27 protein-coding genes and 1 tRNA gene are annotated in these 24,026 nt (G+C 54.9%); 19 read left to right on the top strand and 9 right to left on the bottom strand.

The features are described 5' to 3' along the window. Positions 1-5 precede the first annotated feature (5 nt). Positions 6-824, bottom strand: coding sequence for a hypothetical protein (locus tag IP581_RS19930; RefSeq protein WP_193821209.1), 819 nt, complete (start codon positions 822-824; stop codon positions 6-8). Positions 825-874: 50 nt separating this feature from the next. Between IP581_RS19930 and IP581_RS19925 the strand changes: the two genes are divergently transcribed. From IP581_RS19925 to IP581_RS19865, 13 genes are all read left to right on the top strand, one after another. Next, a complete protein-coding gene (locus IP581_RS19925) occupies positions 875-1,510 on the top strand; it encodes a phage baseplate assembly protein V (protein ID WP_193821208.1) in 636 nt (211 codons plus the stop codon). Further along, entirely contained in the window at positions 1,507-1,854 is a 348-nt protein-coding gene (locus tag IP581_RS19920; RefSeq protein WP_193821207.1) for a GPW/gp25 family protein, read from the top strand. Before IP581_RS19925 ends, IP581_RS19920 begins: the two co-directional genes overlap by 4 nt. Positions 1,855-1,858: 4 nt before the next feature. Next, on the top strand, positions 1,859-2,767 hold the full coding sequence (locus IP581_RS19915) for a baseplate assembly protein (protein WP_193821206.1): 909 nt from the start codon (positions 1,859-1,861) through the stop codon (positions 2,765-2,767). After that, positions 2,760-3,371, top strand: a complete 612-nt coding sequence (locus IP581_RS19910) for a phage tail protein I (protein WP_193821205.1) — start codon at positions 2,760-2,762, stop codon at positions 3,369-3,371. Before IP581_RS19915 ends, IP581_RS19910 begins: the two co-directional genes overlap by 8 nt. Then, positions 3,368-4,489 carry a phage tail protein gene (locus IP581_RS19905; protein ID WP_228007785.1) on the top strand — a complete coding sequence of 374 codons (1,122 nt, stop codon included), beginning with the start codon at positions 3,368-3,370 and terminating at the stop codon, positions 4,487-4,489. The genes IP581_RS19910 and IP581_RS19905 overlap by 4 nt, the downstream gene beginning before the upstream one ends. Next, positions 4,482-4,691 (top strand): hypothetical protein, encoded by a 210-nt coding sequence (locus IP581_RS19900; RefSeq protein ID WP_193821204.1) that lies wholly within the window; start codon positions 4,482-4,484, stop codon positions 4,689-4,691. Before IP581_RS19905 ends, IP581_RS19900 begins: the two co-directional genes overlap by 8 nt. Before the next feature lie 337 nt (positions 4,692-5,028). Continuing rightward, positions 5,029-6,219, top strand: a complete 1,191-nt coding sequence (locus IP581_RS19895; RefSeq protein WP_193821203.1) for a phage tail sheath protein — start codon at positions 5,029-5,031, stop codon at positions 6,217-6,219. Positions 6,220-6,232: 13 nt separating this feature from the next. After that, entirely contained in the window at positions 6,233-6,751 is a 519-nt protein-coding gene (locus IP581_RS19890) for a phage major tail tube protein (RefSeq protein WP_065370021.1), read from the top strand. Between the two features lie 60 nt (positions 6,752-6,811). Continuing rightward, positions 6,812-7,087, top strand: coding sequence for a phage tail assembly protein (locus IP581_RS19885; protein ID WP_193821202.1), 276 nt, complete (start codon positions 6,812-6,814; stop codon positions 7,085-7,087). A 32-nt stretch (positions 7,088-7,119) separates the two neighbouring features. Next, a complete protein-coding gene (locus tag IP581_RS19880; RefSeq protein WP_020455315.1) occupies positions 7,120-7,239 on the top strand; it encodes a GpE family phage tail protein in 120 nt (39 codons plus the stop codon). Next, positions 7,232-9,703, top strand: a complete 2,472-nt coding sequence (locus IP581_RS19875) for a phage tail tape measure protein (protein WP_193821201.1) — start codon at positions 7,232-7,234, stop codon at positions 9,701-9,703. The genes IP581_RS19880 and IP581_RS19875 overlap by 8 nt, the downstream gene beginning before the upstream one ends. Positions 9,704-9,715: 12 nt before the next feature. Then, complete coding sequence (locus tag IP581_RS19870; RefSeq protein ID WP_045514275.1) at positions 9,716-10,192, top strand: phage tail protein; 477 nt, start codon at positions 9,716-9,718, stop codon at positions 10,190-10,192. Beyond that, positions 10,192-11,367 carry a phage late control D family protein gene (locus tag IP581_RS19865; protein WP_193821200.1) on the top strand — a complete coding sequence of 392 codons (1,176 nt, stop codon included), beginning with the start codon at positions 10,192-10,194 and terminating at the stop codon, positions 11,365-11,367. The genes IP581_RS19870 and IP581_RS19865 overlap by 1 nt, the downstream gene beginning before the upstream one ends. A 42-nt stretch (positions 11,368-11,409) precedes the next feature. Here IP581_RS19865 and IP581_RS19860 read toward each other — a convergent pair whose 3' ends face one another. Further along, positions 11,410-11,826 carry a hypothetical protein gene (locus tag IP581_RS19860; RefSeq protein ID WP_228007784.1) on the bottom strand — a complete coding sequence of 139 codons (417 nt, stop codon included), beginning with the start codon at positions 11,824-11,826 and terminating at the stop codon, positions 11,410-11,412. Positions 11,827-11,919: 93 nt separating this feature from the next. Here IP581_RS19860 and IP581_RS19855 point away from each other — a divergent pair, with 93 nt between their 5' ends. Beyond that, entirely contained in the window at positions 11,920-12,138 is a 219-nt protein-coding gene (locus IP581_RS19855; protein WP_020455311.1) for a DNA-binding transcriptional regulator, read from the top strand. A gap of 144 nt (positions 12,139-12,282) precedes the next feature. Here IP581_RS19855 and IP581_RS19850 read toward each other — a convergent pair. Then, a tRNA-Ile gene (locus tag IP581_RS19850) sits at positions 12,283-12,358 on the bottom strand. Between the two features lie 126 nt (positions 12,359-12,484). Between IP581_RS19850 and mug the strand changes: the two genes are divergently transcribed. Then, positions 12,485-12,991: a G/U mismatch-specific DNA glycosylase gene (gene mug, locus IP581_RS19845; protein WP_086873367.1), complete on the top strand. Its 507-nt coding sequence runs from the start codon at positions 12,485-12,487 to the stop codon at positions 12,989-12,991. A 57-nt stretch (positions 12,992-13,048) separates the two neighbouring features. On the opposite strand, the gene rpoD is transcribed toward mug, so the two are convergent. From rpoD to rpsU, 3 genes are all read right to left on the bottom strand, one after another. Continuing rightward, on the bottom strand, positions 13,049-14,890 hold the full coding sequence (gene rpoD, locus IP581_RS19840) for an RNA polymerase sigma factor RpoD (RefSeq protein WP_097400770.1): 1,842 nt from the start codon (positions 14,888-14,890) through the stop codon (positions 13,049-13,051). A gap of 156 nt (positions 14,891-15,046) precedes the next feature. Beyond that, positions 15,047-16,792, bottom strand: a complete 1,746-nt coding sequence (dnaG, locus tag IP581_RS19835) for a DNA primase (protein ID WP_097400771.1) — start codon at positions 16,790-16,792, stop codon at positions 15,047-15,049. A 169-nt stretch (positions 16,793-16,961) separates the two neighbouring features. Next, on the bottom strand, positions 16,962-17,177 hold the full coding sequence (gene rpsU / locus IP581_RS19830) for a 30S ribosomal protein S21 (protein WP_001144069.1): 216 nt from the start codon (positions 17,175-17,177) through the stop codon (positions 16,962-16,964). A 238-nt stretch (positions 17,178-17,415) separates the two neighbouring features. Between rpsU and tsaD the strand changes: the two genes are divergently transcribed. Continuing rightward, positions 17,416-18,429, top strand: a complete 1,014-nt coding sequence (gene tsaD / locus IP581_RS19825; protein ID WP_097400772.1) for a tRNA (adenosine(37)-N6)-threonylcarbamoyltransferase complex transferase subunit TsaD — start codon at positions 17,416-17,418, stop codon at positions 18,427-18,429. A 39-nt stretch (positions 18,430-18,468) separates the two neighbouring features. On the opposite strand, the gene plsY is transcribed toward tsaD, so the two are convergent. Next, a complete protein-coding gene (gene plsY, locus IP581_RS19820) occupies positions 18,469-19,092 on the bottom strand; it encodes a glycerol-3-phosphate 1-O-acyltransferase PlsY (RefSeq protein WP_193821199.1) in 624 nt (207 codons plus the stop codon). A 163-nt stretch (positions 19,093-19,255) separates the two neighbouring features. On the opposite strand from plsY, the gene folB reads away from it, so the two are divergent. Together folB and bacA are read left to right on the top strand one after the other, a co-directional pair. Then, complete coding sequence (gene folB / locus IP581_RS19815; protein ID WP_193821198.1) at positions 19,256-19,624, top strand: bifunctional dihydroneopterin aldolase/7,8-dihydroneopterin epimerase; 369 nt, start codon at positions 19,256-19,258, stop codon at positions 19,622-19,624. 107 nt (positions 19,625-19,731) lie between these two features. Continuing rightward, positions 19,732-20,550 carry an undecaprenyl-diphosphate phosphatase gene (gene bacA, locus IP581_RS19810; RefSeq protein ID WP_193821197.1) on the top strand — a complete coding sequence of 273 codons (819 nt, stop codon included), beginning with the start codon at positions 19,732-19,734 and terminating at the stop codon, positions 20,548-20,550. Between the two features lie 11 nt (positions 20,551-20,561). Here bacA and IP581_RS19805 read toward each other — a convergent pair whose 3' ends face one another. Together IP581_RS19805 and IP581_RS19800 are read right to left on the bottom strand one after the other, a co-directional pair. Continuing rightward, on the bottom strand, positions 20,562-21,803 hold the full coding sequence (locus tag IP581_RS19805; protein ID WP_193821196.1) for a multifunctional CCA addition/repair protein: 1,242 nt from the start codon (positions 21,801-21,803) through the stop codon (positions 20,562-20,564). A 67-nt stretch (positions 21,804-21,870) separates the two neighbouring features. Continuing rightward, a complete protein-coding gene (locus tag IP581_RS19800; RefSeq protein ID WP_193821195.1) occupies positions 21,871-22,485 on the bottom strand; it encodes a TIGR04211 family SH3 domain-containing protein in 615 nt (204 codons plus the stop codon). A 239-nt stretch (positions 22,486-22,724) separates the two neighbouring features. Between IP581_RS19800 and IP581_RS19795 the strand changes: the two genes are divergently transcribed. Beyond that, entirely contained in the window at positions 22,725-24,026 is a 1,302-nt protein-coding gene (locus tag IP581_RS19795; protein ID WP_193821194.1) for a CYTH domain-containing protein, read from the top strand.

The following is a 24,026-nucleotide window of genomic DNA, read 5'->3' as shown; positions in this document are numbered from 1 at the left end:
GTGTGTCAGTCGTTTTCAGAGGAAGCTTTATATTCCCTTACCTTGTTGCCTGCTCGTAAATATTGAACTAATGAAAATAACCATATTACACCAAGTGTTAAATAAACATAAGCCAGCATTGCTAAATCGTTTTTGGCTTCGCTGATAGATTTGATTTTATCATCTAACCACCACTGGTATGATTCCCTTTCATCAAGAAACTTAGTGCAGGCTATCGCGAGTATTGATGTTTCATCAATAGCTTTCAACGCATTCCTGCAATCTTCTTTACTGCGAATATCAGGGGGAGTGTCGTAATCATTTGAACTGGTGATAAATAATTTGTCTTTTGAAATATAATAACTAAATTCTTTATAATCAAATTTGGCATAGCCACCAATAATAGGCTTTTGCACATACCATGCTACAGAACCAAGGATAATTAAAGTGAACCCCATCAGGTATGAAAAGATTTTCCTGCGAAGAGGCATTGGGAGTGTTATGTCTCCCCATGAGCTTGTTAGGAAAAATGATGATGTTTTTAAATGACCTTCATTCAGGCCTTTTTGGATTAGTCTCGCATCCTCTATTTTTGTGATGTTGATTCTGTTTATTATTTTAAAAAGCTGAATGTTAAACCATTTCTCATCGAGCGATTTCATCTTCCTGTCTGAGTAGCCAATATTCAGATAGCGAAATAAAAAACGTAATAAGTTGGCTATCCCATAAGCCCGGCTCATTACAAAAAGAAAAACAACGATGTAAAGGATGTAAGTTAATATTTCTTTTTTTTCAACTAATGACTCTGGCATAACTCCCTCTCCAAATGATGTGTGGTTATCCATATAACGGTTTTCAATACCATACCTTTAATGTTTTAGGCAGTCTTTGGTGTATGAACATACCAGCAAACATTAACGAACTTGCCCGCGCCATCCGCAATATGGTACGCACCGGCGTCGTGGTCGAAACCGATCTGGATGCCGGTCGCTGCCGTGTGCAGACCGGCGGCATTATTACCGACTGGCTCCAGTGGCTGACCCAGCGCGCCGGTCGCGCCCGCACATGGTGGGCTCCTTCCGTCGGCGAACAGGTGTTAATTCTGGCCGTCGGCGGCGAGCTCGATACCGCGTTTGTGCTGCCGGGTATTTTTTCCGATGAGAATCCCGCCCCGTCGGCCTCGGCGGATGCCCTGCATATTGCTTTCCCCGATGGTGCGGTTATCCAGTACGAACCCCAGACCAGCGCCCTGACCGTCAGCGGCATCAAAACAGCCGACGTCACCGCATCTGAGTCCCTCACCGCCACCGTGCCGCTGGTAACGGTTAAAGCCGCTACACGTATCACGCTCGATACGCCGGAGGTGGTTTGCACGAATAAGCTCATCACCGGGTCGCTGGAAGTGCAGAGAGGCGGCACGATGCGCGGCGACATCGAGCACAGCGGCGGTGCGCTGTCATCCAACGGCAAAGTGCTGCATACCCACAAACACCCCGGTGATAGCGGCGGCACGACAGGAGCGCCACTATGACAGCCAGTTATATCGGTCTGAGCCGCAGCACCGGCGGGACAATCACCGACGCGGAACACATCAGCCAGAGCCTCAGCGATATCCTGCGAACGCCGGTCGGCTCGCGCATCATGCGCCGGGATTACGGCTCGCTGTTGTCTTCCATGATTGACCAGCCGCAGACCCCGGCGCTGGAGCTGCAAATCAAGGTCGCCTGTTATTTCGCGGTGCTGAAATGGGAGCCGCGCATCACCTTAAGCACGGTGACTACCGAGCGTCAGTCTGATGGCCGCATGATGGTCAGCCTGACCGGCGAGATTACCAGCACCGGCGACGCCCTTTCGTTAACCATCCCTGTGAGCTAACACCATGCCGATTGTTGATTTAAGCCAGCTCCCCGCGCCGGATGTGGTTGAGGCGCTGGATTACGAGAGCATCCTCGCCGAGCGCAAGGCGACACTGGTTTCGCTGTTTCCGGCGGAGCAACAGGACGCGGTAGCCCGTACGCTGGCGCTGGAGTCCGAGCCGCTGACCAAGTTTCTGGAAGAGAACGCCTACCGGGAGGTTATCTGGCGGCAGCGCGTCAACGAAGCCGCCCGTGCGGTGACGCTGGCAAGCGCCGAAGGGAATGACCTTGATGTGATGGCCGCGAACAACAACACCGCACGGCTGACCATCACCCCGGCAGACGATACCGCCATCCCGCCGGTGGCGGCGGTAATGGAGTCCGATGCCGATTTGCGTCTGCGCGCTCAACAGGCGTTTGAGGGGCTGAGCGTGGCCGGTCCGGTCGGCGCCTATGAATACCACGGGCGCAGCGCCGACGGGCGCGTCGCCGATATTTCTGTCGAAAGTCCGACACCGGCCTGTGTGACCATCACCGTACTTGCCCGCGAGGGTGACGGCACGGCTGCCGGTGACCTGCTGGCCGTGGTGGAAAAGGCGCTCAACGCTGATGACGTGCGCCCGGTGGGCGACCGCGTGACGGTGCAGGCGGCGGAGATTGTGCCGTATGAGGTGGCCGCCACACTCTGGTTTTACCCAGGCCCCGAAGCGGAGCCCATTCGCGCCACGGCTGAGCAGAAACTGAAAGCCTATATCACCGCGCAGCACCGGCTGGGGCGTGACGTACGCCGGTCAGCCATTTATGCCGCGCTGCATGTTGAAGGTGTCCAGCGTGTGGAACTGAGCGAGCCGCCAGGCGACATCGTGCTCGGCAAACATCAGGCGTCTTACTGCACCGGGTACAGCATCACCGCCGGGGGTAACGATGAATAGTGACCGGCTGTTACCCGTCGGCTCATCGCCGCTGGAGGTGGCCGCCGCAGCCGCAGCGGCTGAGATTGCCCGCGTTCCGGTGCCGCTGCGCACCCTGTGGGATCCGCAGACCTGCCCGACTGACCTGCTGCCCTATCTGGCGTGGGCGCTGTCTGTCGACCGGTGGGACGCTGACTGGCCGGAAGCCACGAAACGCCGGGTGATAGCAGCCTCGTTTTTCGTCCATCAGCACAAGGGCACCATCAGCGCCCTGCGTCGCGTGGTGGAGCCGCTCGGTTTTCTTATCGAGGTGCGCGAGTGGTGGGAGCTTAACGAGGAGCCCGGCACGTTTCGCCTGGTGGTCGGCGTGCTTGATGGCGGTATCACCGACGAGATGTATCAGGAGCTGGAACGGCTTATCAATGACGCCAAACCGGCCAGCCGCCACCTGACCGGGCTTGCCATCAGCCTGAGCACATCGGGCGAGTGTTATGTCGACGCGGGAAGCTATGCCGGAGACGAGCTGGTCGTTTACCCGTATTTGCCTGAGGACATCACCGGCGGCGGGGAGTATTTCCCGGCCTCGGCCATTCATTTTATCGACAACGTGAGAGTAAGCGCATGACCGCGAAATTCTTTGCCATTCTGACCAACCAGGGCGCGGCACTGCTGGCAAACGCCACCGCGCTCGGGACTAAGCTCAATATCACGCAAATGGCCGTCGGCGATGGCAACGGCACACTGCCGACGCCGGACGCCACGCAAACGAAGCTGGTTAACCAGAGACGCATTGCGCCGCTGAATATGCTGAGCGTTGACGCGAACAACTCAAGCCAGATTATTGCCGAGCAGGTTATCCCCGAAAACGAGGGCGGTTTCTGGATCCGCGAAATCGGGTTATATGACGATAACGGCGTGTTAATCGCGGTCGCCAACTGCCCGGAGACGTACAAACCGCAGCTCCAGGAGGGCAGCGGACGCACCCAGACCATCCGCATGGTACTGATTGTCTCCTCGACCGCTGCCGTCACGCTGAAAATTGACCCGTCGGTCGTGCTGGCGACACGTCAGTATGCTGATGACAAAGCTATCGAGGTAAAAAACTACGCCGACAACCTGATGAAGCAACATGTTGCCGACGCCAACCCGCACAAACAGTATGCGCCGGTTGCCAGCCCGGTTTTCACCGGCATACCGAAAGCGCCGACGGCAGCAAAGACATCAAACGACACCCAACTCGCGAATACGGCGTTTGTTCAGGCTGCCATTGCCGCACTGGCTTCCGGGGAGCTGGCAAAAAAACAGCCACTTGATAAAACGCTGACTGAGCTGTCGGGGAAGAGCGTTGAGGCGATTCTCGAATACCTTGGTCTGGGAGCCGCGGCAAAACTTCCTTCTCCCATATTTACGACCGGGCCGGGTTATACGCTGTTTAAGTCACCTTATTATGATGGTGCAACGGTACGCTGGTTCGCAACTTTGTCTATGACTGTAACACCGCCAGACCTGACCAATAATCAGCCTTTCTCTGTGACGTTCCCGGTTGCTTTCTCCGGTGATGTGAAGGCTGTTTTATCAAGTGCGAGCGGAGAGCTTACCAGCACTGCTGTGGTGCAGGATTTAGGCTGCGCAATATTTTCTTTGAGCACTACTGGCATCGTCATCATATCCAAATGGGGTGCGCGTTCTGCTTTGAATAACGGTGATTTTCAATTTATTGTGACGGGGATTATCAATGTCTAAATTCTTCACAGCAGGAACAACCCCACCTGGGTTTTATGCGACCAGGCCAGCACTTGAGAGTGTAGAAATTACTGATGAATTGTGGCTGGAACTACTGGCCGCACAGTTTGCAGGACAGCAAATTATTGCGGGCGAAGACGGGATGCCAGTTGCTGCTGATTTCCCACCTGTACCTGAAGCCACTATGCATCTGGCCGGGTAGGCCATCCGGGTGCTGCTGTATCAACTCGCATCAGCAGCACAGCCAGGGAAATTCCCCGTAACACGTAGCGCGGCGATGTATGGTATCAGGCATAATCTCTTTTTTGCCGGATTTAAACCATGCATAAGTCTCTGTTTTTCTATGTGAATATTTTTGCCGCGCTAAAGTGAGTGAGCCGCTTTACTCAAATACCGGTAGCCACTCTTTTCGCCAGAAGCGGGGCTTCCCTTCTCCAGTGCTTAAATAGTTGTTGTATCCCTGCCCCAACGCCAATAAATAGCCCCGCGCCCGCACAGCCTGGAAAATACACTCACCCCAACACCACGGAGTTAAACGGATGAGTGATTTTCATCATGGCGTGCAGGTCGTCGAAATCAACGACGGTACGCGCGTCATTTCCACCGTCTCGACCGCCATTGTCGGCATGGTCTGCACCGCCAGCGATGCCGATGCCGCGACCTTTCCCCTTAACGAGCCGGTACTGATTACCAGCGTACAAAGCGCTATTGCAAAAGCCGGTAAAAAAGGAACGCTGGCGGCGTCCTTACAGGCCATCGCTGACCAGGCAAAACCGGTGATTGTCGTTGTGCGTGTCGCGGAGGGCACCGGCGACGATGAAGAGGAGGCGCTTGCGCAGACGATTTCCAACATCATCGGCACCACGGACGAGAACGGCAAATACACCGGCCTTAAGGCACTGCTGACCGCTGAAGCCGTCACCGGCGTGAAGCCGCGCATTCTCGGTGTGCCGGGCTTTGACACGCTGGAAGTGGCGACTGCGCTTGCGCCGGTTTGTCAGAAGCTGCGCGCGTTCGGTTATGTCAGTGCGTGGGGTTGCAAAACGGTATCCGATGCCATCAAGTACCGCGACAATTTCAGCCAGCGCGAGCTGATGGTTATCTGGCCGGATTTTCTCGCCTGGGATACCGTGAAAAATGCGACCGCCACGGCATACGCCACCGCCCGTGCGCTCGGTCTGCGCGCCTACATCGACCAGTCGGTCGGCTGGCACAAAACCCTGTCTAACGTCGGCGTCAATGGCGTCACCGGCATCAGCGCGTCGGTGTTCTGGGATTTGCAGGAGCCCGGCACCGATGCGGATTTGCTTAACGAGGCGGGGGTCACGACGCTGATTCGCAAGGATGGTTTTCGCTTCTGGGGAAACCGCACCTGTTCGGATGACCCGTTATTCCTGTTTGAGAACTACACCCGCACCGCGCAGGTGATTGCCGATACGATGGCCGCCGCGCACATGTGGGCGGTCGACAAGCCCATCACCGCGATGCTTATCCGCGATATCGTCGACGGCATCAACGCCAAATTCCGCGAGCTCAAAACGAATGGTTACATCGTGGATGCGACCTGCTGGTTTGACGAAGAGGCCAACGACAAAGAGACCCTGAAAGCCGGAAAGCTGTATATCGATTATGACTATACGCCGGTTCCCCCACTGGAAAACCTGACCTTACGCCAGCGCATTACTGATAAATATCTGGCGACGCTGGTTTCCTCGGTCAACAGCAAATAAGGAGCCTGACTAAATGGCAATGCCGCGCAAGCTCAAATACATGAATGTGTTCCTGAATGGCTACAGCTATCAGGGTATCGCCAAATCCATCACCCTGCCGAAGCTGACCCGCAAGCTGGAGAACTATCGCGGCGCGGGGATGAACGGCGTCGCGCCGATTGATATGGGGCTCGATGATGATGCCCTGTCGATGGAATGGTCGCTCGGCGGCTTCCCCGATTCCGCTATCTGGGAACTGTACGGCGCAACCGGCGTCGATGCTGTGCCAATTCGTTTTGCGGGCTCCTACCAGCGCGACGACACCGGCGAAACGGTCGCCGTCGAGGTGGTCATGCGTGGCCGCCAGAAAGAGATCGACACCGGCGAAGGTAAACAGGGCGAAGACAGCGAGTCAAAAATCTCGGTTATCTGCACGTACTTCAAACTGACGATGGACGGTAAAGAGCTGGTTGAAATCGACACGCTGAACATGATTGAGAAAGTGAACGGCACCGACCGGCTGGAGCAGCACCGCCGCAATATCGGCCTGTAATTTTCACCCGGTCAGCGGCGCTGGCCGGTTACCCCCATTCCCGATTAAGACGAGAACACCATGACGAACGAAAACGTGATCACCCTGGAAAACCCCATCAAACGCGGCGAGCAGGTCATCGACCAGATTACGCTGATGAAACCCAACGCCGGAACGCTTCGCGGTGTCAGCCTGGCCTCGGTGGCAAACTCCGACGTCGACGCGCTGATTAAAGTGCTGCCACGCGTGACTGCGCCGTCACTGACCGAGCAGGAAGTCGCCGCGCTGGAGCTGCCTGACCTTGTGGCGCTGGCCGGTAAGGTGATTGGTTTTTTGTCGCCGGGTTCGGCGCAGTAACCTTCCCGCCCGACCTGTCAGTCGATGACCTGATGGCGGATATTGCGGTGATATTTCACTGGCCGCCATCGGAGTTATTTCCCCTGAGCCTGACCGAGCTCGTTACATGGCGCGAAAAAGCGCTCCAGCGAAGCGGAAACACCAATGAGTGATGTGAAATTACAGGTATTGCTCAGGGCTGTTGACCAGGCGACCCGCCCGTTAAAATCCATCGAAAAGGCCAGCAAAACGCTGGCCGGCGATATCCGGGCGACGCAAACCACATTACGTGAACTCAACAGCCAGGCATCCAGAATCGAGGGGTTTCGCAAGACCAGCGCACAGCTCGCCGTGACCAGCCAGTCGCTGGCGAAAGCAAAACAGGAAGCCGCCGCGCTGGCCGTGGCGTTTAAACAGACCGAAAACCCGACCCGCGCACAGGCCGCCGCAATGGAAGCCGCGCGCAAAAATGCCGCCGCGCTCCAGCTTAAACATAACAGCCTGCGTGAAGCGGTACAGCGTACACGGCAGGAACTCAGCCAGGCGGGCATCAACACGCGCACGCTGGCCGCTGATGAGCGCCGCCTGAAAACCAGTATTGGTGAAACCACCTCGCAACTTAACCGGCAGCGCGAGGCGCTGGCGCGCGTCAGTGCCCAACAGGCCAAACTGAGCGCGGTTAAGCAGCGCTATCAGGCGGGAAAAGCGCTCGCCGGTCAATCGGCGGCGGTCGGCGCTGCCGGTGTCGGGATTGCCACAACCGCCACGCTGGCCGGTACAGCGCTGTTAAAGCCGGGGTACGATTTTGCGCAGAAAAACTCCGAGCTTCAGGCGGTTCTCGGCGTAGCCAAAGATTCAGCAGAAATGACCGCCCTGCGTAAACAGGCGCGCCAGCTCGGCGATAATACTGCCGCCTCGGCTGATGATGCCGCCGGGGCGCAAATCATCATTGCCAAAGCGGGCGGCGATGCGGCTGCCATTCAGGCAGCGACCCCCGTCACGCTCAATATGTCGCTCGCCAACCGGCAGACGATGGAGGAGAACGCAAAATTACTCCTGGGGACGAAAAGCGCCTTTCAGCTATCCAATGACAAAGTGGGTCACATCGGTGATGTCCTGTCAGCGACGATGAATAAATCAGCCGCCGATTTTCAGGGTCTCAGTGACGCCATGACGTATCTGGCTCCCGTTGCCCGTGCGGCGGGGGTAAGCCTCGAAGAAGCGGCAGCGATGACCGGTGTTCTGCACGATAACAACATCACCGGGTCAATGGCCGGGACGGGCAGCTCGGCGGTTGTCAGTCGTTTACAGGCTCCCACCGGGCAGGCTTTCACCGCCCTGAAAGAGCTTGGCATCAAGACGTCCGACAGCAAAGGCAATATGCGGCCTGTCTTCACCATTCTGAAAGAAATCAGCGCCAGCTTTGCGAAGCACAAGCTGGGTAACGCCCAGCAGGGTGAATACCTGAAAACCATTTTTGGCGAGGAGGCGCTGAAATCAGCCAACGCCCTGTTGCAGGGCGCGGCATCCGGCAGACTTGACGCGCTGACCGCGGCGTTAAAGGCGTCCGATGGCAAGACCGAGGAACTTGTCAAAGTCATGCAGGATAACCTTGGCGGCGACTTCAAAGAGTTCCAGTCAGCTTATGAGGCGGTCGGCACCGACCTTTTTGACCAGCAGGATTCCTCCCTTCGCAAACTGGTGCAGACCGCGACCGGGTATGTGCTTAAGCTCGACGGCTGGATCCAGAAAAATAAGGGACTGGCGCAGACCATCAGCACCATCGCGGCGGTGGCAGTCGGGATTATCGGGGTTGTCGGCGCAATCGGTCTGGTGGCGTTCCCGGTTATCAGCGGTATCAACGCCATCATTGCGATTGCCGGGGTGCTCGGCACTGTCTTCAGCGTCGTGGGTGGCGCGATCATGACGGTACTCGGCGCGCTCACCTGGCCGATTGTCGCGATTGGCGTCGCCATCGTCGCCGGGGCATTGCTGATTCGCAAATACTGGGAGCCGATTTCGGCTTTTTTTGAAGGGGTGATCGAAGGGCTTAAGGCGGCGTTTGCGCCGGTCGGGGAACTGTTCTCACCGCTGAAACCGATGTTTGACTGGCTGGGGGAAAAACTCAAAGCCGCGTGGGACTGGTTTACCAACCTGCTTGAGCCGGTGAAATCGTCTCAGGAGCAACTCAACGCCTGTAAGGATGCCGGGATGCGATTCGGGCAGGGGCTGGCTGATGCGCTGATGTTTCCGCTTAAAGCGTTCAACAAGCTGCGCGCAGGTATCGAGTGGGTGCTGGAAAAACTTGGTGTCATTAACAAGGAATCGGGCGACCTCGATAAAACGGCGGAAAAAGCCGGTGCCGCGCAAGCCGATGCCGCGCAAAATCCGTCAATCAGTAATGGCGGGTATATCCCTGCAACCAGCACTTATGGCGGTTATCAGGCGTATCAGCCCGTTACCGCTCCCGGTGCGGGGAAAGCGTACACCGACAACCGGCAGAGCCATTACAACATCACGGTACAAAACGGCGGCGCACCGGGCGGCGACCTCGGGCGTCAGTTACAGGATGCCGTTGAGAAAGCCGACCGGGACAAGCGCGCCCGCGAACGCGCCAGTATGCGAACCGACGGATAAGGAAACACTGAGATGATGCTTGCACTTGGCTTTTTCGTTTTTATGCGTCAGACGCTGCCGTTTCAGAATATGCAGCGCGACGCGGAATACCGCTGGCCGTCAAACAACCGCGTCGGCAAGCGTGACGCCTTTCAGTTTCTCGGTGTCGGTGAGGAGAAAATCACGCTCAGCGGCGAGCTGTTCCCGGAACTTACCGGCGGACATCTGACGCTGACCGCGCTGCGCCTGATGGCGGAGGAGGGGCGCGCCTGGCCGTTGCTGGCAGGGACTGGCCTGATTTACGGGATGTACGTTATCAACAGCATCAGCGAGACCGGCACCGAGTTTTTCGCGGACGGCTCGCCCCGCAAAATCACCTTCACCATGACACTGACCCGCGTCGATGAGTCGCTCGCGGCGGTGTATGGCGACCTGAATAAACAGGCCGACAGCCTGGTCGGTAAGGCGAAAGAAGCTGCCACGAAATTAACATCAAGCCTGGGGTTCTGATGTCAGAGATACTGTATAGCGAAGCGGGGAGCTCGCTCACCCCCGCGTTTATGCTGAAAATTGACAGCAAAGATATTACCGGCAATATCAGCGACCGCCTGATTAGCCTGACCATGACCGATAACAGGGGGTTTGAAGCCGACCAGCTCGATATCGAGCTCAACGACGCCGACGGGCGTGTCGTCCTGCCGGTGCGCGGGGCGGTGCTGACGCTGTTTCTGGGGTGGAAAGGTTCGGCGCTTATCGGCAAGGGCAGTTTCACCGTGGATGAGGTTGAACACCGGGGCGCACCGGATACCGTGACCATCCGGGCACGGAGCGCCGATTTTCGTGGCTCCCTGAATTCCCGACGCGAGGAGTCATGGCACGATAAAACGCTCGGTATGATTGTCGAGACCATCGCGACACGCAACAAACTGACGGCGGCCATTGCGCCGGAGCTGGCAAAAATCGTGATTCCGCACATCGACCAGTCGCAGGAGTCCGACGCCAAATTCCTGACCCGGCTGGCCGACAGGAACGGCGGCGAGGTGTCTGTTAAAGCGGGAAAACTGCTGTTTCTCAAACCGGGTAACGCGGTCAGCGCCAGCGGTAAACCCATCCCGCAGGTGACCATTATCCGCAGCGATGGCGACCGGCACCAGTTTGCGATTGCCGACCGGGGCGCTTACACCGGCGTAACGGCGCAATGGCTGCATACCAAAGAGCCGAAGCCTAAAAAAGTGAAAGTGAAGCGCAAGCCGAAAGAGCAGCACCTGCGCGCCCTGCAACACCCGAAAGCCAAAGCGAAAAAGAAAGAGGCCAAAGTCCCGGAGGCGCGCGAGGGTGAATACATGGCCGGTGAGGCTGATAACGTATTCGCCCTAACCACGGTCTATTCAACAAAAGCCCAGGCAATGCGCGCGGCTAAAGCAAAGTGGGACAAGCTACAGCGCGGCGTGGCAGAGTTCTCGATAAGTCTTGCGGTCGGTCGTGCTGACCTGTACCCGGAAACGCCGGTTAAAGTGTCGGGCTTTAAAAGCGTCATAGATGAGCAGGCATGGATAATTACCAAAGTGACTCACGCGCTCAGCAACAACGGCTATACGACGGCCTTAGAACTGGAGGTGAAACTATCCGACGTCGAGTATGAGGCCGATGATAACGACGATGATTCAGACGAAAGCGAAGATTAAAAATAACCCGCCTTGCGCGGGTTGTTTATTTCTCAGTCCAGTTTATTTGGCTGGTTTAAATAACCGGGTTTTGGACAGCAACAAAGCTTTTGCTGGCTCGTCCATCAGCTTACCCATTTCACTGCAACTCGCCGCTGGGTTCTCAAATGTGTAACCAGTTGCTTTAAACTGATTAACGATATTGATCTCAGTGATATTTTTTAAGAAAGACGCGGGAACATCTTTTGTCCATATAGGGGAACATATACCTGATGTGGCTAAGGCTTCGTATGCTTCGGAAGGGATACTTTTCTCAGGCAGGACGATTGTTAAGGCTTTCTCAGCCTGCGTGATGGCTGTTGGCTGCCAAAGTTTCAGGCTTTTTTGCAATAGCCTAACCGTATTGTCAGGCGTTCTTGCCATAACTGCAGAAGGTATTAGCAACAATGAACATAGCATGCAATTTTTCAAAACAGACATAGAACATCCTTTTTCGGTTAATCAGAAAACATAGATTACGATTTGTGAATAATAGGGTATGATGCTTTCACGTTTCGTGAATGGGAGTGAATCATGTTCCATTGTCCACAGTGTAAGCACGCTGCGCATGCTCGTACCAGCCGCTATCTTAGTGAGAACACAAAAGAACGCTACCATCAGTGCACCAATATCAATTGCAGTTGCACCTTTGTGACGATGGAGTCGATAGAGCGCTATATTGTGACGCCAGGTAAAATTGACCCTGCACCACCGCACCCAAATCAGACCGGACAGCGCCAATTATGGTTTTAAATTTACCCGCCTTGAGCGGGTTTTTTTATGGGCTTTTCTGCAATCGGGAAAAATTCTGCTGCCATTTTGCTGCCAATTGCGAATCGGAAAATAAAAAAGCCACCGTGAAAGGTGGCTTAATTAGATGATTTTAAAGCTAAAATTTGGTGGCCCCTGTTGGGTTTGAACCAACGACCAAGCGATTATGAGTCGCCTGCTCTAACCACTGAGCTAAGGGGCCGTGGCGGGGAATTATAAAGTAACTTACCCCTGCAATCCAGCATGAATCACCTGGCTGATGTTTTTATAAACAACGCATTTTCAATCTCTTATACTGGAGTTTATCGCTTTTATTCGGGAGTTAAGCATGATCCACGATATTCTGGCGCCGGGGCTGCGGGTGGTATTTTGCGGCATCAATCCGGGTAAATCATCTGCCCATACCGGTTTCCACTTTGCCCATCCGGGTAATCGTTTCTGGAAAGTTATCCACCAGGCCGGTTTTACCGACCAGCAACTGCGCCCGGAAGATGAGCGGCATCTGCTGGACACCCGCTGTGGCATTACCATGCTGGTTGAGCGTCCAACCGTACAGGCCACCGAAGTCGGCTTGCATGAGCTGCGTAGCGGGGGCAGGGAACTGGTCAGGAAAATTGAGGATTATCAGCCAGCTGCGCTGGCAGTTTTAGGAAAGCAAGCCTTTGAGCAGGCGTTTAGCGTACGCGGTGCGAGCTGGGGCAAGCAAAATATGACGATTGGCGTGACGCAGGTTTGGGTGCTGCCAAACCCCAGCGGGCTTAACCGCGCAACGCTGGATAAGCTGGTGGAAGCGTATCGTGAACTGGATGAGGCACTGGTGACGCGCGGCCTGTGATGGCAAATTGCGGGCAAAAAAAAGCTCCCGAGTGGGAGCTTTTTAACGCATAACGAATTAATCGTCGAGGAAGCTACGCAGCACTTCAGAACGGCTCGGATGACGCAGTTTACGCAGCGCCTTCGCTTCGATCTGACGGATACGCTCGCGGGTTACGTCAAACTGTTTACCCACTTCTTCCAGCGTGTGATCGGTGTTCATATCGATACCGAAACGCATACGCAGGACTTTCGCTTCACGAGCGGTCAGGCCTGCCAGAACGTCGTGCGTTGCGGCGCGCAGACTTTCAGTGGTAGCAGAGTCCAGCGGCAACTCGAGGGTGGTATCCTCGATAAAATCACCCAGATGCGAATCTTCATCATCACCGATCGGTGTTTCCATGGAGATCGGCTCTTTGGCAATTTTCAGCACCTTACGGATCTTATCTTCCGGCATCAGCATACGCTCAGCCAGCTCTTCCGGCGTCGGTTCACGGCCCATTTCCTGCAGCATCTGGCGGGAGATACGGTTGAGCTTGTTGATCGTCTCAATCATATGCACCGGAATACGAATGGTGCGCGCCTGATCCGCGATGGAACGGGTGATCGCCTGACGGATCCACCAGGTTGCATAGGTAGAGAATTTGTAACCACGGCGGTATTCGAACTTATCAACCGCTTTCATCAGACCGATGTTGCCTTCCTGAATCAGATCGAGGAACTGCAGACCGCGGTTGGTGTATTTCTTGGCGATAGAAATAACCAGACGCAAGTTCGCTTCCACCATCTCTTTCTTCGCACGACGCGCTTTCGCTTCGCCGATAGACATACGACGGTTGATGTCTTTTACCTGCTCAATGGTCAGGCCGGTTTCTTCTTCAATCTGTTGCAGCTTCATCAGGCCGCGTTGAACTTCTTCTGCCACTTCATGCAGTTTTTCCGACCACGGTTTATTCATGGCCAGCGCAGCGTTGAACCAGGTTTCGTTGGTTTCGTTGCCGGTAAACAGCGTAATGAAGTTTTTCTTCGGCATTTTGCACTGTTCAACGCACAGTTTCATGATGATGCGTTCCTGGGTACGTACGCGATCCATCATGACGCGCATGCTGTTAACCAGGTAATCGAACTGTTTTGGCACCAGACGGAACTGTTTGAACACTTCAGACAGCTTCAGGATCTCTTCCTGCGCGGCAACGTGACTGCGTCCTTTGGCTTTGATAGTGTCGCGAGTCAGTTCGTACTGGGTACGTAGCTCAGCGAATTTTTCACGCGCCAGTTCAGGATCGATGCTGTTGTCATCATCGCTGTCGTCGTCTTCTTCATCTTCTTCGTCTTCGTCATCATCCATCTCTTCGCTGGAGAGTTCAGAACCGACGTGGGTCGCGGTTGGCGCCAGGTCTTCTTCAGCGTTTGGATCGACAAAGCCGGTGATCAGATCAGAGAGGCGAGCCTGCTCAGCTTCAACGCGATCATACTGCTCCAGCAGATAGGTGATCGCTTCCGGGTATTCGGCAACAGAGCACTGAACCTGGTTGATGCCATCTTCGATGCGTTTAGCGATGTCGATTTCGCCTTCGCGGGTCAGCAGCTCAACGGTGCCCATTTCGCGCATGTACATGCGCACCGGGTCAGTGGTTCGCCCGATTTCAGATTCAACGCTGGAAAGCACTTGTGCGGCGGCTTCTTCCGCATCTTCGTCAGTGTTGTTGGAGTTTTCGGCCAGCAACAGATCATCGGCGTCCGGTGCTTCTTCCATCACCTGGATGCCCATGTCGTTGATCATTTGGATGATGTCTTCGATCTGATCGGAGTCGACGATATCTTCCGGCAGATGGTCATTGACCTCGGCATAGGTCAGATAGCCTTGCTCCTTACCACGGGTGACAAGAAGCTTCAGCTGTGACTGCGGGTTTTGCTCCATAAGACGGTATCCACACTTAATTCATGAGGGTTGGTGTCGGTCGGCGAAATAAACCGCCAACATTTAACGCGAGGGTTTATTTATATTTTTGCCGCTGGCCCTCATCGCGGCTGTCGGGATCTTCCCGATCGGTTATCGGCACTTAAGCCGTTGAATTCACTTTTTTGCCAGTTCCTGGTTCAATTGCCAGAGTTCCCGGCGTTCTTCGCTGCTTAAACCATGTGTGCGGTCACGAGCTATTAACTCTTCTTGCCGCCGTTCAAGCATCGAATCAAACATATGATTGAGCGCGTCGGTGAACGTTTTTTCAGCGATGTCTTTATCTGCTATATCGTCCCACATCGACAGTTTTTCAAGGGTTGCGGCCTCTTTTGTGCCGCGATAGTGCTCAAGCAACTGGCCAGTCGTCAGGCCTGGCTGTGACAAACAAGTGTTGACCAGTTCTGTAAATAAGCCAAGCCCGGCAAGCCTTGAGTGATCCAAACCCTCTAACGGCGGCACCTTCGGAGCCAGTTCCGGGTTCTGGATCAATAACCCTATCAGTATACGCATGGTTGTGCGTTTTAGCTGCGGAGCGGGGCGCGTCGTTGCGCTTTCCACCTGTTTTGGCATTAATCGATCAAGTTGCGCATCGTCGAATATGCCAATTTTATTCCCCAACAGCTGGCGCAACTGGATGCGTAGCGTTTCGCCCGGCACCTGGTTGATTAACGGTAACGCTAATGCGGCAAGCTGCGTTGTACCGTCCGGCGTGGTTAAATCCGCTTGCGGCAACAGGCTGTTAAACAGAAACGTGGAGAGCGGCAGTGCCTGCTCCATCCGCGCTTCGAACGCCTCTTTGCCCTCTTTACGCACCAGCGTGTCCGGATCTTCGCCATCCGGTAAAAACATAAAACGCAGCTGACGGCCATCGCTCATATAAGGCAGCGCGGTTTCCAGCGCTCGCCATGCGGCGTCACGACCGGCACGGTCACCGTCGTAACAACAGATAACATTTTTAGTTACGCGAAAAAGTAACTGAATATGATCCGCCGTTGTTGACGTTCCGAGCGAAGCCACCGCGTAGTTGATGCCGTATTGCGCCAGCGCCACCACGTCCATATACCCTTCAACGACCAACAGTCGCTGGGGCTCGTCATTGTCCTGCTGCGCTTCATAAAGGCCATACAGCTGACGGCCTTTATGGAAAATATCTGTTTCCGGGGAGTTCAAGTATTTAGGCGTATCGTTACCCAGAACGCGCCCACCAAAACCAATTACCCGGCCACGTTTGTCGCGAATGGGAAACATGACCCGTTCGCGGAAACGATCGTAACTGCGTCCCTGATCGTTTGTGACCAGCATACCCGCATCAATCAGTGATTTACGGTTTTCGCTGTTGCCGCCAAAACGCTTTAATACGTTGTCCCAGCCGGGGGGCGCGTAACCAATGGCGAACCGCTCAATGATTTCGCTGCTCAGGCCGCGTCTGGACAGATACTGGCGTGCAGGCTCTGCGGCAGGTTGTGTCAACGATTGCTGATAAAACGCGTTTAGCCCATCCATTAATTGATAGAGCGTTTGCCGTTGATGGCGCTCTATCAGGCTGGGTCCACTGCCTGCTTCAAACGGCACTTCAAGGTTGTGCATCGCCGCCAGTTCTTCGACACTTTCCACGAACTCGAGCTTGTCGTAGTTCATCAGGAAGTCGAGAGCGTTACCATGCGCGCCACAGCCAAAGCAGTGGTAAAACTGTTTTTCACCGTTCACGGTGAAAGAGGGGGTTTTCTCGTTATGGAATGGACAACACGCGTGATAATTTTTGCCCTGCTTTTTCAGCTTTACACGCGCGTCGATGAGATCGACGATGTCGGTGCGCGCCAGCAGGTCATTAATAAAGACACGTGGGATTCGTCCAGCCATAAGCCCCGTTTTGATCTTTTATAGCCGTTGTTTTCCAGGCCAACATATATACGACCGAAATCCGCAGGTTATATCAGGTTATAAACGAAAATAAGCCGCGCATTCCTTTCGGAAGCACGGCCTTACAACTACAACTCGGTCTAAACGAAAGGGCGCTTGCCCTGACAGATTAGTACAGACGAGTACGGCGTGCGTTTTCGCGAGCCAGTTTCTTCGCGTGACGTTTCACTGCGGATGCTTTAGCGCGTTTACGTTCGGTAGTCGGTTTTTCATAGAACTCACGACGACGAACTTCCGCCAGAACACCTGCTTTCTCGCAGGAACGTTTGAAGCGACGCAGAGCTACGTCGAACGGCTCGTTTTCACGTACTTTAATTACCGGCATGTGCCTCTCACCTTTGATTAATTCGGTTTGCCGCTGGCGTTCACGCCAGCTTATTTCAAAATGGTGCGGAATTTTACTGCAAGTGCTGCTGCTTTGTAAAGCACCGCCGCCCTTTTTGAAAGGGGACTTTTGTAAGGGTGAGGAGTATACACGAACTCCGCTGCATGAGTGAGCAAAGTTTTACTTCGACCCGCATTCGCCCTACACTGCGCGCTATTGCAAAGAGGTAAACAGAGTCATGCGCATACTGGGCATTGAAACATCCTGCGATGAAACCGGCATCGCAATTTATGACGATCAACAAGGGCTTCTGGCCAACCAACTGTATAGTCAGGTAAAACTCCACGCCGATTATGGCGGTGTTGTGCCAGAGCTGGCTTCGCGCGATCACGTGCGTAAAACCGTGCCGCTGATTCAGGCCGCGTTGAAAGAGTCCGGATTAACCGCGAAAGATATTGATGCAGTGGCTTACACCGCAGGGCCTGGTCTCGTCGGTGCGCTGCTGGTTGGCGCGACGGTTGGCCGCTCGCTCGCCTTCGCCTGGGACGTTCCCGCTATTCCGGTTCACCATATGGAAGGACACTTGCTGGCGCCAATGCTGGAAGAAAACCCACCGGCGTTTCCTTTCGTTGCGCTGCTGGTTTCTGGCGGGCATACGCAGCTCATCAGCGTAACTGGTATTGGTCATTACGAGCTGCTCGGTGAGTCGATTGACGATGCCGCCGGGGAAGCTTTTGATAAAACGGCCAAACTGCTGGGGCTGGATTATCCTGGCGGGCCGATGCTATCGAAACTGGCGGCCCAGGGCACTGAAGGCCGTTTTGTTTTCCCGCGCCCGATGACCGATCGTCCGGGGCTGGACTTTAGCTTCTCCGGTCTGAAAACCTTTGCGGCAAACACCATTCGTAATAATGGTGACGATGAGCAAACCCGCGCTGATATTGCGCGTGCGTTTGAAGATGCCGTGGTTGATACGCTGATGATCAAATGCAAGCGTGCGCTGGATCAAACCGGTTTTACGCGTCTGGTGATGGCGGGCGGTGTGAGCGCCAACCGTACGCTGCGCGCGAAACTGGCGGAAATGATGCACAAGCGTCGTGGCGAAGTGTTCTATGCGCGCCCGGAGTTTTGCACCGATAACGGCGCGATGATCGCTTATGCGGGGATGGTGCGTCTGAAAGCGGGTAATGATGCAGGGCTGGGTGTGACGGTGCGTCCGCGCTGGCCACTGGCGGAGTTGCCTGCGGCGTAAACCGTGATGGCCCGGTAGCACAAGGTGCGCCGGGCACTGTTACGACGTTTTTTCTTTCTCTTCTTTTTTCTTCTTCAGCTTCGACCAGATTTTGCCTTCCTGGTGTCGCCACAGGCGCTGAATATTGTCGTGATGGCGTAGCAGGATCAGGCAGGACAGCATCGCGACCGGGAAAGTGAACTGCGGTTTGAACCACCAGACATAAAAGGGGGCGATCAACGCGCTGACAATCGCTCCCAGCGATGAATAGCCGCTCAGTAGTACCGTTAACAGCCAGGTTCCCGCCATCACGCCCGTTAAATCCCAGCCGATAGGTGCAATAGCGCCAAATGCCGTCGCTACGCCTTTACCGCCCTGGAACTTAAAGAAAACCGGCCAGATATGACCAAGACAGGCGGCAATCGCGATAAGGCCGAGCCAGAACGGCGTTACGCCAAGCGCGTATGCGCCCCAAACCGGCAGCATACCTTTTAAGACGTCAAAAATCAGGACCGTTAGCGCAGCACCTTTGCCGCCAATGCGTAATACGTTGGTCGCTCCGGGATTGCCGGAGCCACTCTCGCGCGGATCGGGCAGACCGGCGATGCGGCAGACCAGAATGGCGCTGGAAATAGAGCCACAAAGGTATGCAAGGAGAATCATCCCAGGCGCGATTGCACTCATAACGCTGTTCCGTTGTGAAAATGTCGTTTTATTCTCTGCATCCATGGATAATACGCATAAATGATGGAAAGTGGTATCCAGGTTTTGCGCAAAATCTGACAGGTAGCCACTAAAGATGCGGCCTGGCGGCGGCAATGGCGTGGCAAATAGCAGGCGAGGTGAGATGGACATTGTATTTATAGAGCAGCTTTCGGTTATCACCACCATTGGTGTTTACGACTGGGAACAGACCATTGAGCAGAAGCTGGTGTTCGATATCGAAATGGCCTGGGATAACCGTGTTGCGGCGAAAAGCGACGATGTGAACGATTGTTTGAGCTACGCGGATATCGCCGATGTGATTATCGGCCATGTCGAAGGCGGGCGTTTTGCGCTGGTTGAACGCGTTGCTGAGGAGGTCGCTGAGTTGTTGCTGACGCGCTTTAACTCGCCCTGGGTGCGTATCAAATTAAGTAAACCAGGCGCGGTTGCGCGGGCGCTGAATGTGGGCGTAACCATTGAGCGTGGCTTAAATCCGAAAGAAAGTATTTAAATTCATAATAGTTAAACCAAGCGCTAGTATTCAGGTCATAGATCTCGGTCTTTCACGGCTTCTCCGCGGGATAAGCCGTTTTTTATATCTTTTTAGGGGTTTATTTGATGGGCGATATGCATTCATTGCTGGTAGCAGCCATTCTGGGTGTCGTTGAAGGTCTGACAGAATTTCTGCCCGTATCCAGTACTGGTCACATGATCATCGTGGGGCATTTATTAGGCTTTGAAGGTGATACAGCAAAAACGTTCGAAGTGGTGATCCAGTTAGGTTCGATCCTCGCGGTAGTGGTGATGTTCTGGCGGCGTTTGTTTGGCCTGATTGGCATTCATTTCGGTAAGCAGCCGCATGAAGGGACGGGTACCGGCCGCCTGACGCTGATTCATATCCTGTTAGGCATGATCCCGGCGGTGGTGTTGGGGCTGGTATTCCACGATACCATCAAATCGCTGTTTAACCCGCTCAATGTGGCTTATGCGCTGGTGGTCGGTGGTTTCTTGCTAATTGCCGCCGAAGTGCTGAAGCCAAAAGTCCCGCGCGCGCAGGGCGTGGATGATATGACTTATCGTCAGGCGTTTATGATTGGTTGCTTTCAGTGTCTGGCGCTGTGGCCGGGTTTTTCCCGCTCCGGGGCGACAATCTCTGGCGGCATGCTGATGGGCGTTAGCCGCTATGCCGCGTCCGAGTTCTCTTTTCTGCTGGCGGTGCCGATGATGTTGGGCGCCACGGTGCTGGATCTCTACAAGAGCATGGGCTTTCTCACCGTGGGTGATATCCCGATGTTCGCCGTCGGTTTTATCACTGCGTTTATCGTTGCACTTATCGCCATCAAAACCTTCCTGGAGCTGATTAAGCACATCTCCTTTATTCCGTTTGCGATTTACCGTTTTGTGGTCGCAGCAGCGGTTTATCTGGTCTTCTTCTAAGACTTGCGCCCTCAGTCTTTTGGCTGAGGGCAACGGTGTTCCTTCCAGACCGCCAGCGCGGCAATCCGCCGACGCGTCAGCTCTTCACGCACTTCCGCTCCCGTAAACCCTGCCTCTATGACGGCTTTCGTCGGCACGGCGCGTGCCACTTCCCAGGCTTCACGCAGTAAGCGCCCCTGCGAATAGTCGCAGGCTTCAAAACCAGTGCGCCCACGCACGTCCGCTTCGCTGGTCAGTGCGATTTGCTCAACACGCTGCGGTTTACGCCATGCGTCGATGGAATCGAACAATTTGACGATGGTTTTCGGCTGCAAAATAGGAAAGGTGTGGATCAGATCGTGGAACTCCGCCACCAGTTTGGCTAAATCGCGGATCTCGTTGGGAACGCGCAGCCGCTGGCACAACCCATCGACCAGTTTGACGCCCGCCGGGCCGTGCCCGTGGTGGCGCGGCCAGAGCGCTTTTGGCGTTAGCGCTTTGCCTAAATCGTGGCACAGCGTGGCGAAGCGCACATCCACTTGCGGGCTGAGCATTGCCGCCATCGAAAGTGTCATCAGCGTGTGTACGCCGGTGTCGATTTCCGGGTGCCATTTCGCCGGTGCCGGGACACCAAACAGAGCGTCGATTTCCGGGAACAGCACTTTCAGCGCACCGCAATCGCGTAGCACCTGGAAATAAACCTGAGGATTGCGGGTTTGCAGCGCGCTTTCGGTCTCTTTCCATACCCGTTCGGGTGTCAGGTGCTCAAGTTCGCCCGCCTCGGTCATCGCGTGCATTAAGGACATCGTTTCATCGGCGATACGGAAACTGAGGTGGGCGTAACGGGCGGCAAAACGCGCGACGCGTAACACGCGCAGCGGATCTTCACCAAACGCCGGCGAGACGTGGCGCAGAATGCGGTTACGCAAATCCTGCTGACCGCCATAGGGATCGATAATCTCGCCCTGGCTATCTTGCGCCAGCGCGTTCACGGTTAAATCACGGCGCAGCAGATCCTGCTCCAGCGTGACGTCTGGCGCGGCATAGCAGGTGAAACCGGTATAGCCGGAGCCTGATTTGCGCTCGGTACGCGCCAGCGCATACTCTTCGTGGCTTTGCGGATGGAGGAACACAGGAAAATCGCGGCCTACCTGCTGGTAACCCGCGTCGAGCATCTCTTGCGGCGTCGCGCCAACAACAACCCAATCTTTGTCTTTGACCGGCAGGCCCAACAACGTATCACGTACTGCACCACCGACCAGATAACTCTTCACGCCGCCACTCTCCTCTACACATTTGCCGACAGATAATACGTAAGTGTAGAGAAGATGGCGAATCTGCTTAGTTCATCCAGCGATCTTTGCGTTTACGGGTGGGGATCATATGCGGTAACAACAGGCCGAGGATCAGGCCCGCGCCCAGCACGCCGCCGCCATACATAAACCACTGCATAATGATGGTGCGCTGTTTGTCATCCAGTTGCAGGTTCGCGGCGTTCACCTTCTTCTGCGCCACGATTAACTCATTTTTAAGCTTTTGATTTTCATCTTTCAGACCGCTAATGACGCTATCGCTCTGGGCGACTTTTTGCTGCATCTCGGCGGTTTTCTGGTTCCAGGTATTGTCGATATTGCTCAGTTTATCGGTCAGCGTTTTTACCTGGTTTTCCAGTTCTGGCACGCGGGTGCGCAGGCTTGGCTGGCTGTTCAGCTCTTTCAGTGGGATCCACGCGGTACGCCCGGTGCTGTCGCGCACCTGGCCGTAATCACTGTTTTCCTGCAACAGCATGACTTCCTCGCCGGCATTCACCGTGCCGACAAGGCGATAATTATCGCCTGGGCCGCTACGTACCCAGGTATTTAATTCATCGGAAACGTAACGTTTTTCTTCGGCGTGGGTACCAACAGACACGCTAAGTGCAAAAAGGGTCAATCCAATCAGGCGTAATTTTGGCATCAGGCAGTCATTATTTTCATTAAACGTGAGTGATAAACAGTGGCAACAGTCTGACGACACCCGGCTGCTGGCATCAATCGGAATCTTCCAGGTCAAACTGCGCACTTACGCGAACTTTTGCACCCGTCAGATTGCGCATTGCATGGCAATTTGACGCAAAATACTATCTACTGACAAACATCGGGCGCGTTAGTTCGCCGAAATTTTCACTGATGTGACATAACCATAAGTGCAAGGCCATGGCTCAGGAAATCGAATTAAAGTTTATCGTGAAGAGCGACAGCGTGGAAACGCTGCGTCAACATCTGCACACGCTGACCGAAGAACATATCGCGTCCAGCCAGTTACTCAACATCTATTACGAGACGCCGGATAACTGGCTGCGCGGCCACGATATGGGGCTGCGCATCCGCGGTTTCGACGGTCAGTACGAGATGACGATGAAAATCGCCGGGCGGGTGATTGGCGGCTTGCATCAGCGGCCTGAATACAATATTCCGCTTACTCAGCCGGAACTCGATCTTGCACGCTTCCCGGCGGAAGTATGGCCTGATGGCATACTGCCTGCGGATTTACAGGCGCGAGTGCAGCCGCTGTTTAGTACGGACTTCTATCGTGAAAAATGGCTGGTTAACGTTGGCGAGAGTCGCATTGAGATTGGCCTTGATTTAGGTGAAGTCAAAGCGGGTGAATTTGCCGAGCCGATTTGCGAACTGGAGCTGGAACTGCTGAGCGGTTCTCCGGCTGATATCCTCAAGCTGGCGCGCCAGCTAGTCAATGTCTCCGGGTTGCGTCAGGGCAGCCTGAGCAAAGCGGCGCGCGGTTATCACCTGGCGCAGGGCAATGCCGTGCGCGAACGTCGCCCAACGGCGATTCTGCAAACCCCTGCTAAGGCCAGCATTGAGCAGGCTTTTGCCGCCGCGCTGGAACTGGCGTTGTCGCAATGGCAATACCATGAAGAGCTGTGGGTGCGTGGCAATGAGAAAGCGAAAGCCGATGTGCTGAGCGCCATTGCGTTGCTGCGCCACACGCTGACGCTGTTTGGCGGTATCGTTCCTCGAAAAGCGAGCGCTCACTTACGTGATCTGTTGACGCAGTCCGAAGCGACCATTACTTCAGCCGTTTCAGCAGATACGGCGGTGTGGAGTGCGCAATCAGCCCTGGCGAAACTGGTGCTCACCGAGTGGTTAGTGACGCAGGGCTGGCGAACCTTCCTTGATGAAAAAGCGCAGGCTAAGTTTGCCGACTCCTTTAAACGCTTTGCTGACGTTCATCTGTCACGCAGCGCCGCCGAGCTGAAAAAAGCCTTTGCCCAGCCGCTGGGCGACAGCTATCGCGACCAGTTACCGCGGCTGGCGCGTGATATCGACAGCGCGTTATTGCTGGCCGGACATTACGATCGCGCGCGCGCCGTGGAGTGGCTGGAAAACTGGCAGGGGCTTCAGCACGCTATTGAAACGCGCCAGAGAGTTGAAATCGAACATTTCCGTAATACCGCCATTACCCAGGAGCCGTTCTGGTTGCACAGCGGAAAACGTTAA

This window comes from Kosakonia pseudosacchari, assembly GCF_015167415.1.
Lineage (GTDB): Bacteria > Pseudomonadota > Gammaproteobacteria > Enterobacterales > Enterobacteriaceae > Kosakonia > Kosakonia pseudosacchari.
This window is presented reverse-complemented; position numbering and strand designations above follow the sequence as displayed.

Bases quoted from the DNA above. Each gene is read 5' to 3' on its own strand.
- IP581_RS19930 (WP_193821209.1), bottom strand. From the start codon at position 824: ATGGATAACCACACATCATTTGGAGAGGGAGTTATGCCAGAGTCATTA.
- IP581_RS19925 (WP_193821208.1), top strand. From the start codon at position 875: ATGAACATACCAGCAAACATTAACGAACTTGCCCGCGCCATCCGCAAT.
- IP581_RS19920 (WP_193821207.1), top strand. From the start codon at position 1,507: ATGACAGCCAGTTATATCGGTCTGAGCCGCAGCACCGGCGGGACAATC.
- IP581_RS19915 (WP_193821206.1), top strand. From the start codon at position 1,859: ATGCCGATTGTTGATTTAAGCCAGCTCCCCGCGCCGGATGTGGTTGAG.
- IP581_RS19910 (WP_193821205.1), top strand. From the start codon at position 2,760: ATGAATAGTGACCGGCTGTTACCCGTCGGCTCATCGCCGCTGGAGGTG.
- IP581_RS19905 (WP_228007785.1), top strand. From the start codon at position 3,368: ATGACCGCGAAATTCTTTGCCATTCTGACCAACCAGGGCGCGGCACTG.
- IP581_RS19900 (WP_193821204.1), top strand. From the start codon at position 4,482: ATGTCTAAATTCTTCACAGCAGGAACAACCCCACCTGGGTTTTATGCG.
- IP581_RS19895 (WP_193821203.1), top strand. From the start codon at position 5,029: ATGAGTGATTTTCATCATGGCGTGCAGGTCGTCGAAATCAACGACGGT.
- IP581_RS19890 (WP_065370021.1), top strand. From the start codon at position 6,233: ATGGCAATGCCGCGCAAGCTCAAATACATGAATGTGTTCCTGAATGGC.
- IP581_RS19885 (WP_193821202.1), top strand. From the start codon at position 6,812: ATGACGAACGAAAACGTGATCACCCTGGAAAACCCCATCAAACGCGGC.
- IP581_RS19880 (WP_020455315.1), top strand. From the start codon at position 7,120: ATGGCGGATATTGCGGTGATATTTCACTGGCCGCCATCGGAGTTATTT.
- IP581_RS19875 (WP_193821201.1), top strand. From the start codon at position 7,232: ATGAGTGATGTGAAATTACAGGTATTGCTCAGGGCTGTTGACCAGGCG.
- IP581_RS19870 (WP_045514275.1), top strand. From the start codon at position 9,716: ATGATGCTTGCACTTGGCTTTTTCGTTTTTATGCGTCAGACGCTGCCG.
- IP581_RS19865 (WP_193821200.1), top strand. From the start codon at position 10,192: ATGTCAGAGATACTGTATAGCGAAGCGGGGAGCTCGCTCACCCCCGCG.
- IP581_RS19860 (WP_228007784.1), bottom strand. From the start codon at position 11,826: ATGTCTGTTTTGAAAAATTGCATGCTATGTTCATTGTTGCTAATACCT.
- IP581_RS19855 (WP_020455311.1), top strand. From the start codon at position 11,920: ATGTTCCATTGTCCACAGTGTAAGCACGCTGCGCATGCTCGTACCAGC.
- mug (WP_086873367.1), top strand. From the start codon at position 12,485: ATGATCCACGATATTCTGGCGCCGGGGCTGCGGGTGGTATTTTGCGGC.
- rpoD (WP_097400770.1), bottom strand. From the start codon at position 14,890: ATGGAGCAAAACCCGCAGTCACAGCTGAAGCTTCTTGTCACCCGTGGT.
- dnaG (WP_097400771.1), bottom strand. From the start codon at position 16,792: ATGGCTGGACGAATCCCACGTGTCTTTATTAATGACCTGCTGGCGCGC.
- rpsU (WP_001144069.1), bottom strand. From the start codon at position 17,177: ATGCCGGTAATTAAAGTACGTGAAAACGAGCCGTTCGACGTAGCTCTG.
- tsaD (WP_097400772.1), top strand. From the start codon at position 17,416: ATGCGCATACTGGGCATTGAAACATCCTGCGATGAAACCGGCATCGCA.
- plsY (WP_193821199.1), bottom strand. From the start codon at position 19,092: ATGAGTGCAATCGCGCCTGGGATGATTCTCCTTGCATACCTTTGTGGC.
- folB (WP_193821198.1), top strand. From the start codon at position 19,256: ATGGACATTGTATTTATAGAGCAGCTTTCGGTTATCACCACCATTGGT.
- bacA (WP_193821197.1), top strand. From the start codon at position 19,732: ATGGGCGATATGCATTCATTGCTGGTAGCAGCCATTCTGGGTGTCGTT.
- IP581_RS19800 (WP_193821195.1), bottom strand. From the start codon at position 22,485: ATGCCAAAATTACGCCTGATTGGATTGACCCTTTTTGCACTTAGCGTG.
- IP581_RS19795 (WP_193821194.1), top strand. From the start codon at position 22,725: ATGGCTCAGGAAATCGAATTAAAGTTTATCGTGAAGAGCGACAGCGTG.